Origin of the sequence: Campylobacter concisus (assembly GCF_002913745.1) — a bacterium.
GTDB lineage: Bacteria > Campylobacterota > Campylobacteria > Campylobacterales > Campylobacteraceae > Campylobacter_A > Campylobacter_A concisus_R.
This window is the reverse complement of record NZ_PPCG01000005.1, coordinates 1-12,094: the sequence shown is the minus strand read 5'-3', so window position 1 is coordinate 12,094 and position 12,094 is coordinate 1. Positions and strand designations below refer to the sequence as shown.

Annotated in this window: 9 protein-coding genes and 6 tRNA genes; 7 read left to right on the top strand and 8 right to left on the bottom strand. The window is 37.3% G+C overall.

Annotated elements, in window-relative coordinates; all coding sequences use genetic code 11:
• Positions 1-582 precede the first annotated feature (582 nt).
• The 6 genes from CYO90_RS00550 to CYO90_RS00525 all read right to left on the bottom strand — a co-directional run bounded on the left by CYO90_RS00550 (position 583) and on the right by CYO90_RS00525 (position 6,946).
• Positions 583-843, bottom strand: coding sequence for a hypothetical protein (locus CYO90_RS00550; protein WP_148401002.1), 261 nt, complete (start codon positions 841-843; stop codon positions 583-585).
• Between the two features lie 146 nt (positions 844-989).
• Positions 990-2,723, bottom strand: coding sequence for an ATP-binding protein (locus CYO90_RS00545; RefSeq protein ID WP_103578060.1), 1,734 nt, complete (start codon positions 2,721-2,723; stop codon positions 990-992).
• Entirely contained in the window at positions 2,723-4,390 is a 1,668-nt protein-coding gene (locus CYO90_RS00540; RefSeq protein WP_009295065.1) for a fatty acid--CoA ligase, read from the bottom strand. The genes CYO90_RS00545 and CYO90_RS00540 overlap by 1 nt, the downstream gene beginning before the upstream one ends.
• Positions 4,391-4,398: 8 nt before the next feature.
• Positions 4,399-5,631, bottom strand: coding sequence for an OmpP1/FadL family transporter (locus CYO90_RS00535; RefSeq protein WP_103578059.1), 1,233 nt, complete (start codon positions 5,629-5,631; stop codon positions 4,399-4,401).
• Entirely contained in the window at positions 5,628-6,479 is an 852-nt protein-coding gene (nfo, locus tag CYO90_RS00530) for a deoxyribonuclease IV (protein WP_009295063.1), read from the bottom strand. Before nfo ends, CYO90_RS00535 begins: the two co-directional genes overlap by 4 nt.
• On the bottom strand, positions 6,476-6,946 hold the full coding sequence (locus CYO90_RS00525) for a hypothetical protein (protein WP_009295062.1): 471 nt from the start codon (positions 6,944-6,946) through the stop codon (positions 6,476-6,478). Before CYO90_RS00525 ends, nfo begins: the two co-directional genes overlap by 4 nt.
• 65 nt (positions 6,947-7,011) lie before the next feature.
• On the opposite strand from CYO90_RS00525, the gene CYO90_RS00520 reads away from it, so the two are divergent.
• Positions 7,012-7,086: transfer RNA gene (locus tag CYO90_RS00520), tRNA-Glu, on the top strand.
• A 210-nt stretch (positions 7,087-7,296) separates the two neighbouring features.
• Here CYO90_RS00520 and CYO90_RS00515 read toward each other — a convergent pair.
• Together CYO90_RS00515 and CYO90_RS00510 are read right to left on the bottom strand one after the other, a co-directional pair.
• Positions 7,297-9,030, bottom strand: coding sequence for a bifunctional diguanylate cyclase/phosphodiesterase (locus tag CYO90_RS00515; RefSeq protein WP_258030607.1), 1,734 nt, complete (start codon positions 9,028-9,030; stop codon positions 7,297-7,299).
• Between the two features lie 685 nt (positions 9,031-9,715).
• Positions 9,716-10,579 (bottom strand): cytochrome-c peroxidase, encoded by an 864-nt coding sequence (locus tag CYO90_RS00510; protein ID WP_103578057.1) that lies wholly within the window; start codon positions 10,577-10,579, stop codon positions 9,716-9,718.
• 152 nt (positions 10,580-10,731) lie between these two features.
• Between CYO90_RS00510 and CYO90_RS00505 the strand changes: the two genes are divergently transcribed.
• The 6 genes from CYO90_RS00505 (at position 10,732) to CYO90_RS00480 (ending at position 12,061) form a co-directional block, all read left to right on the top strand.
• Positions 10,732-11,244, top strand: coding sequence for a type II secretion system protein (locus CYO90_RS00505; protein WP_009295059.1), 513 nt, complete (start codon positions 10,732-10,734; stop codon positions 11,242-11,244).
• A 379-nt stretch (positions 11,245-11,623) separates the two neighbouring features.
• Positions 11,624-11,701, top strand: a tRNA-Pro gene (locus CYO90_RS00500).
• 9 nt (positions 11,702-11,710) lie between these two features.
• A tRNA-His gene (locus CYO90_RS00495) sits at positions 11,711-11,787 on the top strand.
• A gap of 6 nt (positions 11,788-11,793) precedes the next feature.
• Positions 11,794-11,870: transfer RNA gene (locus CYO90_RS00490), tRNA-Arg, on the top strand.
• Between the two features lie 15 nt (positions 11,871-11,885).
• Positions 11,886-11,962 (top strand) — tRNA-Arg (locus CYO90_RS00485).
• Positions 11,963-11,976: 14 nt separating this feature from the next.
• Positions 11,977-12,061 (top strand) — tRNA-Leu (locus tag CYO90_RS00480).
• Positions 12,062-12,094 lie beyond the last annotated feature (33 nt).

Genomic DNA, 12,094 nt, shown 5'->3' with positions numbered 1-12,094 from the left:
GATAAATTTACATTAGGCGGTTATGAGTGCATTTGTCATGCTTGTGGTTTTTGCAAATTTGCATAGATAAAAACAAAATTAATGCAAAAGCATACGCAACTAGATATACACTTTGCACGCTTGATGTTTAAGGCAGAGTGGATAAATTTCAAAATTTTGCGGTTTTTGGATAAAAATACTATTTTGCAAAGGCTAAGGTAGTAAATTTATGCTAGTGCCTATAAGTTGGCATCTGCTAAGCTGTAGTTTTTCGCTCAAATTTAATAAAAAGCAAAATTTCACACTTAGATCAGCAATCGTCGATAATGTAAAAAGTCCGCAATAGATGAAAAAGTAGGGCAGTTGATAGCGGATAAATTTTTAAAATTTGAGACCAACTGCTTGTTTGTAAAGGGCGCGGTAGTAAATTTGAGGTAAGCGAGTGAGTTAAATTTATGCAAAAAGCCTATGGGTGGGTATCTATCCTGCCGTGTTTTTGCCAAAATTTAATTGTAAAAAATTCCACGTTTAGTTTGGCAAGTACCGACGCTTTAGACTTTGCCTTGTGACGCAAAGCGTATATTTAAAAAAAACATAAGAGAATTACGCCAAAGATCGAATTCGCTTCGCCTTTTCTATAAATTTTTGGTGGCAGGCTTCTTGTAAATTTAATAGATAAAAGCAAATTTGATATCCGTACTTTGTCTTTGTTACAGCGTAAACCTTGCAGTATAGCTTTAAAAACCCAAGAGCAAGCTTATCCTTTTTCTTGTCAAAGCTCGAATTTAGCTCACTTTCCATGTTGCTTTTAGGGGCATACTCTGTATAAAAACAAAATTTAACACTCTCGGCAATCATCTGCACTTCTTATCGCCAAAGCTTAAATTTAACTCGCTCTTTTCATGATTTTAGCGGCAAAACTCGTCTAAATTTTATTGAGTGAAGCAAATTTCTTATAAAGGTCAGTGATTTTTGTAGTGCTAAGTCAAATTTATAAATTAAGGGAAAAGTTAAGAGCCAAATCCCATCTTTTTATCCTCGCCAAAGCTTGAGTTTAGCTCGCGCTCTATCGTGGTTTTGAAGTCCTCAAAGGTAAAAATCCCATCATCTTTTATCGCCACTTTCAATGCGGTGTTTTTTAGCGCAAGGACGATCTGCGCGCCACTTAGGTTAAACTCAGCCAGCCTTTCAACGCTAAAGCCATCTTCAAAGCTCGCATTTTCAGGCAAAATTTTACGCCAAATGGCGAGCCTGCCGTTATAATCAGGCTTTTTAAACTCGATCTTATAGTCAAATCTTCTAGAAAATGCCACGTCAAGGCTTTGTAAGAAATTTGTCGTGGCGATCAGCACGCCCTCAAAGCGCTCGATCTGCTCTAAAAAGATATTTTGCATTTGATTGTGCATCTTCTCAGCCCCACTTGAGCTCTCCACTCTCGTGCTTAAAAACTGATCGGCCTCGTTTAGTAAGAGCACTGGCTCACTGCCGCTTTTTTTGCAAATTTCTTTGTAAGTATCAAAAATTTTCCTTACATTTTGCTCGCTCTCGCCGACATACTTGCTTAAAATTTTTGAGCAGTCAAAGCTTAAAATTTGCTTCTTTAGGCTCTTTGCAAGCCCAACGGCGCTCATCGTCTTACCAGTGCCAGGCTCGCCGTAAAAGATGATCTTGGCGTCTATGTTTTTTCTAGTTTTTATGCCCCAGCTGCTAAGTCTAGCAAGCACTTTTTTATCGACTTGCTTTAGTATCGTGCTTAAAAGCTGCTTTGTCTTTTCGTTTAGCACGACGTCTTCTAGGCTCGTTACTGGCTCAATGAGCTCAAAAATTTCTTGCTCTTTTACTAGGCTTTCGATCTTGATTTTCTTGCTGTTTTTGTCATTTTTTGGGTGCATTATGCTTTGCAAAATTTCTTCGTTTATAAAAAAGCTCTTGCTAACGTTGCCATAAGCGTTTAAAACCTCGTCGTAGTCGATTAGTGCGCCCTCGATGAGCCTTGAGCCATCCTCTAAAAGAGTGCGATTTTTTATGCGTTCAAGCTCGTCTTTGCTTATTAGCCCAACTAGCGTGTTTAGGTCGCGGCCGTTTTCAAAGTCGCCCGCGTACTCCTCTTTTAAAAGGGCTAAAAATATGATCTGCTCTTTTTCATCAAGCGAATTTTCTTTAAAAATTTGCTCTATTTTTAGGCTGATCTTGCTTAGTTTTACTCGCTCGTTTATGCGTTTTGTAAGCTCAGAAATTTGCTCGTTTATGCGCTTTTTAGCGTCATTTGAGCCACCTTCAAATATCGCAGCCTTTGAGTAAAGCTCTATCTTTAAAAACTGATCTTTTAAATACTCCAAATGATCTTCATAAGGCGCAAGCTCTGGTAAATTTATATCAGCATTGCCATCTTCTAAAATTTTTAAAAATGTAGCTGAGAGTGAAATTTCAGAGTGAAGTAGCGAAAGCAGCCCTTGGTTTGAGCTTTTTTGCGAGTTCTCTGGCATTTTAAAGAGGCCGTAGTTTTGTACTATCCAGCCGCTATCCAGCAAATTTTTTATAAATTTAAGGTATAAAAGCTGCTTGTCGTTTTGCGTGCCAAAAACGGCTCCAAGCAGCTCAAAAACGCTCATGCTAGCTGTGCCTTGCACGTAGGCTTTGCTTAGGTATTTTAAAATTTCTCCCTCTTCATCGCCACACTTTATAAGCTCGTAAATTTTACTTTTTTTAAGATCTTGGTTTAGAAAATCAAGCAAATACTTCACTAAATTTTATCCTTTATCTGCTCTTTTAGCACGCGTTTTAGTACCTTGCCAGTGGCGTTTCTAGGCAGTTCTTCGGCAAAATAAATACTTTTTGGAATTTTGAAATTTGCTAAATTTTTCTTTAGATGCTCTCTAACCGTCTTTTCATCAAGATCCATGCCATCTTTTACCTGTATGAAAGCTACGACCTCTTCGTCTGCGTGCACGTCTTTTACGCCGATGACTGCTGCAGCTTCAACGGCTTCTAGCTTATAGATGACCTCTTCGATCTCGCGTGGATAGATGTTTATGCCCTTTGATATGATGAGGTCTTTTTTGCGGTCAACGATGTAGATAAAGCCCTCTTCATCGATCTTGCCAAGATCCCCTGTCTTTAGCCAGCCATTTATGATGGTCTCATCAGTCACACCTGGCATGCCGTAGTAGCCTTGCATGACGCAGTCACCTTTTACGATGATCTCGCCGATCTGGCCGAGTGGAAGCTCCATCATCTCATCATCTACGATCTTAACCTCATAGCCATTTAGCGCAGGGCCTACACTTAGAAGCTTTTGCTTGTCAAATAAATTTGCTGCCACGATCGGAGAGCATTCGCTAAGGCCATATCCCTCAACGAGCGTTGCACGCGGGAATTTCACTCTAAAGTCATCGATAGTCTGCTTAGCAAGCGGAGCAGCGCCACTTACAAATAGCCTTATGCGGTTAAACCATCTAAAATACCAAGGAATTTTTGCCTTGCCAATGGCTGTATATATAGCTGGGATACCCAAAAATACGGTGACTCTTTTAAGTAGCGTCTGCTTTAGCACATTTGAAAATGGAAAAACTGATCTTACAAGCACCATCGAAGCGCCCGCATATATCGGCAAAAGCACCATCGCCGTTAGCGTAAAGCTATGAAACATCGGTAAAAATACGATAAATCTATCGCTTTTTTTAACTTTAAAGCGCTCGTGTGCGCCGACTAAATTTGATAGGATATTTTTGTAGCATATCATCGCGCCCTTTGGTTTGCCAGTGGTGCCTGAGGTGTAGATGATGTGCATGAGATCGTCTATTTTAGGGTATTTTGTGATGCTTAGGGTGTATTTATGATTTAGCGCTTCGCTGAAATTTACATTTTTTACAACGCCGTTATTTTCATAGCCATTGCTCATATCCTCTTTTGAAATTTGTGGAGTTGAAGAGAGATAAGCACTCTCGCCATACTCCTCATCAACGCTTACATAGTCGTCCTTTGAGGCACTTTGAAGTTTTTTTGGCGTTTGACCGATCCAGATTATTTTTCTTAAAATTTCAAGCTCACTAAGTGCTATTAGCTCCTTTGCAAGCGAGCTGGAGGCAAAGAGCACCCTTGCGCCGCAGTCGTTTAATATATACTCAAACTCATTTGTCTTTAAAAAGGTGTTCATCGGCACTGCGACCGCGCCGATAGCCGTGATGGCGAGGTATGAGATGATAAATTCTTTCGAATTTGCCACCGCCATAGCCACTTTGTCGCCAAAATTTACCCCACAAAGCTGCAAGTAAGCCGCCACTTTATCGACATTTTGCTTTAGTTCGTGGTATTTTAGCTTCTCTTTTTCATCAAAGATCGCTATCTGGTTTGGACTTTCTTTTGCTACTTTGGTCAAAATTTCATAAAAATTATTATAAGAGTATTGCATTTTTAGCCCTAGAAAGAGTATTTAAATGTCATTGCAGCTATCTGGACGCTACTTGCGTCAAATTCGCCAGACATTGAGCCAGTGCCAGTTTTTATATCTGTCGCACGTTTTTTTTCTCGGTGCTGATAGAGATAGCCTAGCCCTAGCTCTAAATTTGGCGTAAATTTATAGTTTGCCCCAAACGAATATGCCTGAGAGGTGGTGTTTGGAAGCTCCAAGCCAGTGTGCTCGCTGCTAGTTATATCCTCATCGTATGAAAAGCCAGCCATTAGTCTAAGTTTTTCATTTACGTCATAGGCAAGGCCTATCCTATATGTGTTTGTATCCTTTGCGTTTTTAACGACTGGATCGTCCATAAACATTTTAAAAGCAGGGTGGTGTGAATGAATAGCCGTCTTATCATCAAATTCAAAGTCATAATCTTTAAATTTAGACCAGTAAGTCCTCTCGAAAGCTAGCAAAAGAGTAAAGTCGCTAAATTTATATCCAGTCGCAAGCACTAGCTGTGCAGGCAGTGGGATCTCAGCTCTTGTTTTGCCATGATAGCTTATAGCTGCTAGCGGCGCGTTAAAATCAGCATCAGCGCTACCTTTAAGTTCTAAATTTACCTTCGAGCGGTAAGTCACTGCAAAGCTTAGCTCCTCGATAGGTCTATATGTAAGAGCGACGTTGTAGCCGTAGTTTATGCCATCACCTTGTATCTCTCTGTAGCCAAAATGCCCAAAGTCACTTGCTATCTTGCCCTTGCTATAAACGCCTCTAGCGCCCAGAGCAATGGCAAGTTTGTCATTTATGCGGTAAGCTACAGTTGGATTTAGCTCGACAACTTGTAGTTTAAACCTCTTGCCAGTAAAAGCAGTCTCTGGATCCTCCCACGAGATGCCAACAGCAGCAGGCACAGCAAGGGCTAGTCCAAATCTCCAGTTTTCATAAATTTCTGGCGTTACAAAGCTAAATGTGCCAGCTAGTGAGTCAAATTTCTTTGAGCTGTAGCTCTTGCCATCATCGCTTTTAAAGTCGATGGAATTTATATGAAACCAACCAAGCGTGCTTTCAAAATGGTGAAGCCCGTCTAAAAACATCATATTTGCAGGGTTAAAATAAGCCGCATCAGCCCCAAAACTAAAGGCTACATTACTAGCAGCAAGCCCCAAAGAATCAGTACTTTGCTCAGGGACCTTGTAACCCCCAGCATTTAATAAAGAACACGTCGCAACAATGCTTAAAAGCACTCTTTTCATAGCTTTTCCTTTTCTAGGTTTCTTAAAATTTTGATCTCATCTTCCCAAATACTCTCGTCAATCGTCTCTAAAATCAAGGGAATTTCGCCTATTTTATCATCATTTATTATATTTTCAAAAGCGCCAAGCCCAAGCTCGCCCTTACCAAGGCTCTCGTGCCTATCTTTTTTTGAGCCAAGCCCAAATTTAGCGTCATTTAGGTGCATGCCAGATAGAAATTTATAGCCTATCATCGCGTCAAATTCGCTCATCGTCTTAGCGTAAGCCTCTTTGCTTCTTAGATCGTACCCAGCGGCAAATGCGTGGCAAGTGTCGATGCAAACGCCAACTCTGCTCTTATCATCCACTCGCTCGATCAAATACGCCAGCTGCGCAAAGTCAAAGCCTAAATTTGAGCCTTGTGCGGCTGTGTTTTCGATGACAAGCTTTACGCCGCTTGTTCGTTTTAGCGCTTCGTTTATGCATCTTGCGATGTTATCTAGGCACTCATTTTGGCTTATTTGCTTTAGGTGTGAGCCAGGGTGGAAATTTAAAAGCTTTAGTCCAAGCTTGCTAGCTCGCTCTATCTCATCGATAAAGGCTTCAAGGGATTTAGCTCTTGCCTCTTTTTCTGGATGGCCTAAATTTATGAGGTAGCTTGCATGTGGCAAGACGTGATTGGCGCTTATGCCAGAGGCCTTTAAATTTGCTTTAAACTGCTCTATCTCGCCCTCGCTTAGCTCCTTTGCGCTCCACTGACGCTGGTTTTTTGTAAAAAGCGCAAAGGCATTTGCTCCTATTTTTACAGCATTTATCGGTGCGTTAGATACGCCTCCAGCCGCACTTACGTGAGCCCCTATGTATCTCATTTTAACTCTTTTATTATCACTTTTATTTTATTTTTGTTGTCGATAAATTTGACGTAGTTATCGCAAACTTCGTATTTTATAAAATAAGAACTTAGATCTTGTCTAAAGCCGCACTCTGTGGTGCTTAGACCTTTGCCGTCATAAATTTTTTGCCTTTGTAAAATCTCTTCAAAAAGACTCTCATAATGCGGCGCTAGAAAAAATTTCTCGTTAAATTCGGTCTTTTTAAAACAAGCGCTATTTACGCAAATTTTGTCCTTTATATTGATATTTGCGGTATTTACGCCAGAGCTATAAATTTGCAAATTTAGATCATTTTTATAAATGTGAAAAAATCCAACATCATTTATCTTTATCATCGGAGAAAATAAAGTGACCTGAAAAGCTTGTGAGCTTTGTGGCGTTTTAGTCGCAACACAGCCTGAAAAAATGAGAGCAGATAATAAAACAAGTGAAAATTTCTTCAACGATTTGTCCTTTTATATAAATTTAAGTTAAAAAGTAATATAATCCCAACTTCATAACCGACCGTGGCCCATTCGTCTAGCGGTTAGGACATCGCCCTTTCACGGCGGTAACACGAGTTCGAGTCTCGTATGGGTCACCACTTCTAAAAGTCAAAATCTTATCCACATAAGCTTTAAAATCTAGTTAATCCAAATTTCAAGCTTTCTAAAAACAAGTTCTTAAATTTTCGTTTTATAAAAAGAGATCAAATTTCACGTCTAGCAAAATTTAAAAAGAGGTTTCTTGCAAGTATAAAAGCAAAAAGCAGTTAAATTTAGCCCTTTAAAAGGCTCTAAATTAACTGCGAAATTTACATCTGATGTGGCTTGCCTAGTAAAAATCCCTGCGCATACGAAATTCCAAATTTCTTTATATATTCTAAAATTTCTTCGTTGCTCACAAACTCAGCCACTATCTTATAGCCTTGTCTTCTTGCAAAGCTCACGATAGCCTCGACCAAAACCCTTGCGTTTTCATCGGTTGGTAGCTTTTTGATGATCGAGCCATCTATCTTGATGTTGTCTATATCAAGCTCTAAAATTCGGTAGTAGTTAGAGTAGCCAGAGCCAAAGTCGTCGATTGAGATTTTACATCCATATTTCTTAGCTCTTTTTATAAATTCATTTGCCATGGCGTAGTCGCTAAGCTCTTCGCTCTCTAGCATCTCAAAGCAAACTCTACTAGGATCTGGGCAGCTCTCTAGCTTTTCATCTAAAATTTCTCTAACACCTGAATCAGTTAGATCCGAGCTTGAAAGGTTGATAGAAAACGTATAGTCTGGATATTTTTTCACTAGATCAAAGGCTAGGGCGATCACTTTTTTTGTTATCTGAAGATAAAGTTGCGTTTTCATCGCGATCTCTAAAAACTCGCCTGGGTAGCGGACCTTGCCGTTTTGATCGACTATGCGCACCAAAACTTCGTAGTATTTAGCCTCTGTCTCATTTTCATGCACGTTAAAAATTCCCTGACACTCGACTATCACCTTGTCGTTTTCTAGGGCGTACTCGATGAGTTCGGTTATGAGTTGGTTTTTATAGTATCTCATCTCGATCGCGTCATTTTCTAAGTAGTAGTAGATTTCGTTGCCGCTATCACTTGCTTGTTGATTGGCTAGGATTGACTGCATTAGGCGGTTTGTTTGCGGTGTGTCATTTGACAAAGAGACGCCAAGAGTTATCTTGATGCCAGGTAGGTTTTCAAATTTACCATCTATCTCGATATTCATCCTGCTAAAGTTAAAATACTCTTTTATAAAGCCGATATCTCTAACGATGTCATCGCCTTGATACCAGATGTAAAACGCATCATCTTGAAACCTAAATAGCTCAGCATTTATAGAGTAGGTATCAACGCAGAGTTTTAGCGTATTTGCCACCGCTTTTAGCATGGCTTCGATGACCTTGTTTTGGTAGAAAAATCGCAGCATCTTATAGTTTTTGATGCTTATGCTGATCACAATTCCATCTTTTTTCGCCTCTATCATCTCAGTCAGAGCAAAATAGTTTCCAAAGCCAGTTAGCTTGTCGATTGAGGATTGAATTTTTATCTGCTCATTTTTTTGAGTTAGCTCAGCAAGTATATTAAATTCTTTTGTCCTATCAAGCTTTATAGCCATGTAGCCCTCTAGCTTGCCCTCAAAGAAAAATGGCGCAAAACGCACTTTTTCATAAATCAAATTTCCGTTTCTTGTTCTGCTTATCAGTTCTTCACTTTCCCAAGAGATATGGTTTTTTATAGCATTTTTTATCTCAGCGTAAAAGCTCTCTGGGTGCATATTTGATTTTAAAATACTAGGTGTTCTACCAATAAGATCACGCATCTTATAACCTGTTTTTGTTTCAAAAGTTTTATTGACATATAAAAATTTGTTGTTAGTATCACAAAAAATTACTGAGCTATATGCGGTATCTATAGTATCTTCTAAAAGTTTTATTTTTTTTAGATGACGTTTGATCGCTTTTGATTGATAAAAAAACAATATACATATAAATGTAAAACTTATTAGACATAAGAATTGGGCGATTACGACATTACGAAGCATTGTCATATGAGATGCAAGAGTGTATTCTCTAAAATTTTTTAAATTTTTCCAAAGTTCTATGTTGTTTGATTCTTCTGCTATTGTGTTTAGGCTTTTTGCAAAATCTAGTGCAAAAGAGGCTTTATCTAATATCAATATTGCCTTTGAATCATTTTTATAGAAATCTTTATATTTTTTTATTTGTTCTTCTGTTTGGTTTAATGTTGCTGGATTAATTATAGCTGTGCTTTTTATCGCATAAAATATTCCATTAAGTGGAGTAAATTTTTGTTCTGTATTTATTTCAAACTCGCTTGAAATTATATAAGTCGCCATAGACGAACTAGCATAGTTCGATCTATCTACTAGTCTTCTTTTTCTAGTAAAGTCATCATTTAAGTTCTTTAAAAACTTAGAGCTTTTTTCTGTTTGAAAGATTTGAATGAGACTATTTAATTTATTAAGTTTACTTAAATTGCTATCAAAATTTATTAGGTCTTTATTTACGTTATCATAGTTTAGACGAAGTATATTATTTTCTAGTGTAAATTTCAATCTATTGTTTATTAGTATAAGATTTAAAATAGTATCGTTAAATTTACCAATAATATTCATTGTTTGATTTACTTTATAAATGTAAGTCGCACTACATATAAATATTATTATTAAAATAATTAAGGCTTTTAAGAAAAGGTTTGCTTGTTTATTATTCATTTAATATCCTAGGCTTGCGTCCGTTTAGTGTTAGCAGAAATTGATAAATTTGTTCAATCTCTTCATTATTTAAAGCGTGAAGTAGTTGATGATAGCTTACAAAGCTTATGACCTCCTTTAGATCATTCATGTCACCACTACTTAGGTAAGGGGCTGTTCTTGCTACATTTCTAAGTGATGGTACGCGTGAAAGGCGTTTAATGTCATTGGTGTCTTTCAACCCAACACGTTGCATTAAATTTCCGCCTATATTTCTACCAGTGTGACAAGCTATACAGCCTATTTTCGTAAATAGCTGAAATCCTTTTTTTGCTTTTAAACTTATGGCATCATTATTACCTGCTAAATATTCATCAAAAGGAGAGTCAATACTTAAAACAGCTTTTTCAAATTCAACTAATACGCTTACTATATTTTCATAGTTTACTCCATCATTAAATGCACTCTTAAATAATACTACATATTCACTTATGTTTTTTACTTTTTCAACTATATCGTTTTGATTTGAATTTAGTTCATTTCTTGATATTATAGATTCGCTTACTTGTTCTTTTAGACTTCTGGCTCGACCATCAACAAAAAACATAAAATTTAAAGCAGCATTTAGCACGCTTGGTGGATTTAATACCCCCTTTTGACTAGTTAGAGACGAATTTGATCCACTTAAGTTCCAGTATAAGTTATGACAAGTTTCGCAAGAGTAGTTTTCTTTTGTGCTTAATCTTTTGTCAAAGAAGAGTTTCTTGCCTATGTAAGCCTTTTTCTCATCGTATTCTGATGAAAGCACAGGCTCAAAAGAGGTATTTGCTATCAAAGTACAATAAAACATCAGTAAACAAAATAAAATTTTTTTCACTAAAATCTCCATATCTTTAACTAGCTTATCATTATATCTTAAAATATCTTTTTGGGTAACAAATTGATTAATTTGTAAATAAAATCATTAAAATAAGTGTTTATTTGCTTAAAAGAATGTATAATAAATACAAATTAGTTTAAGGAGTAAACATGAGAAAAGGTTTTTCAATGATTGAATTAATATTTGTAATAGTTATTTTGGGATTACTAGCTACAGTTGCTGTTCCAAGACTAACTGCAACAAGAGATGATGCTGAAATAGCTAAGGTTACAGCAAATATTCAAACCCTTCTCTCTGATTTAACTACATATTATACATCACAAGGTAAATTTTCTTCTGATATAAGCCAAATGACAAATGTACCATTAGAGATTGATGGTAATAATAAAAAAATAGCTGATATGACAGCTGCTGGCAAAAAATGTATAAAATTTACTTTGGTAGATTTTGTAACCGATACTGGTGATACTAAAGGAAAACCTGCTGTTATAAAAGTTGAAAAAGGGGCAAACCAAAACGATAGTCTTTGTCTTAAAATACTAGGCAATAAAGGTATCGAAAAATTATTAAATAATCAATTTAAATATATAAATGCAGCTGGTGTTGAAAAAGAAAGTGAAACTGGAGAATATCCTGTTAGCGGTCTTAGTGTAGCATTCTAGTCATTGCTCTAAGAAGTTTTTTACGGATAAAACTTATAATAAGTCTCTATGCCTAATATTTTTACAACTAATTATTGGGTTTTTAGTATATTGTTTTGTATTGTAATTAATAGAATTATTAGATAATCATCTAAATTTAATACACTGGATAAGAAGTATTTATTATAGTGTTAAAGATTATTAAATTATTTCAAAACGCAATAAAATAATAGTAATTTAAGAGTTAAAGCCATTTTGGAAATACATAAAAAATTATAAAATGTCTTGTTTTTATAAAATTAAACACAAAAACTATTCTTTCCTTGACAAGAATAATATTTTTAGATAAAATGCGACTTTTTAATGAGGTAGTGGCATAAACTTACAAACACGACTCAGGCGGGGTGTAGCGCAGTCTGGTTAGCGCATCTGGTTTGGGACCAGAGGGCCGAAGGTTCGAATCCTTTCACCCCGACCATGTTAAATGGTGAGTGTAGCTCAGTCGGTTAGAGCATCAGATTGTGGTCCTGAGGGTCGTGGGTTCGATTCCCATCACTCACCCCATTTTGGGCGCTCGTAGCTCAATTGGATAGAGCGACAGACTTCGGATCTGTAGGTTATGGGTTCGACTCCTATCGGGCGCGCCACTTAAAAGACTTTATGCGCTCATAGCTCAGCTGGATAGAGCAACGGCCTTCTAAGCCGTAGGCCTCAGGTTCGAATCCTGATGGGCGTACCACTTATTATTGTTGTGCGGATGTGGTGAAATTGGCAGACACGCCAGACTTAGGATCTGGTGCCCCACGGCGTGGAGGTTCAAGTCCTCTCATCCGCACCATCCAAAACTCCATAAAATACTATATTTCAATAT

Excerpts from the sequence above, each read along its gene's own strand:
- CYO90_RS00535 (WP_103578059.1), bottom strand. The coding sequence starts at position 5,631 with ATGAAAAGAGTGCTTTTAAGCATTGTTGCGACGTGTTCTTTATTAAAT.
- nfo (WP_009295063.1), bottom strand. The coding sequence starts at position 6,479 with ATGAGATACATAGGGGCTCACGTAAGTGCGGCTGGAGGCGTATCTAAC.
- CYO90_RS00540 (WP_009295065.1), bottom strand. The coding sequence starts at position 4,390 with ATGCAATACTCTTATAATAATTTTTATGAAATTTTGACCAAAGTAGCA.
- CYO90_RS00515 (WP_258030607.1), bottom strand. The coding sequence starts at position 9,030 with ATGCTTCGTAATGTCGTAATCGCCCAATTCTTATGTCTAATAAGTTTT.
- CYO90_RS00505 (WP_009295059.1), top strand. The coding sequence starts at position 10,732 with ATGAGAAAAGGTTTTTCAATGATTGAATTAATATTTGTAATAGTTATT.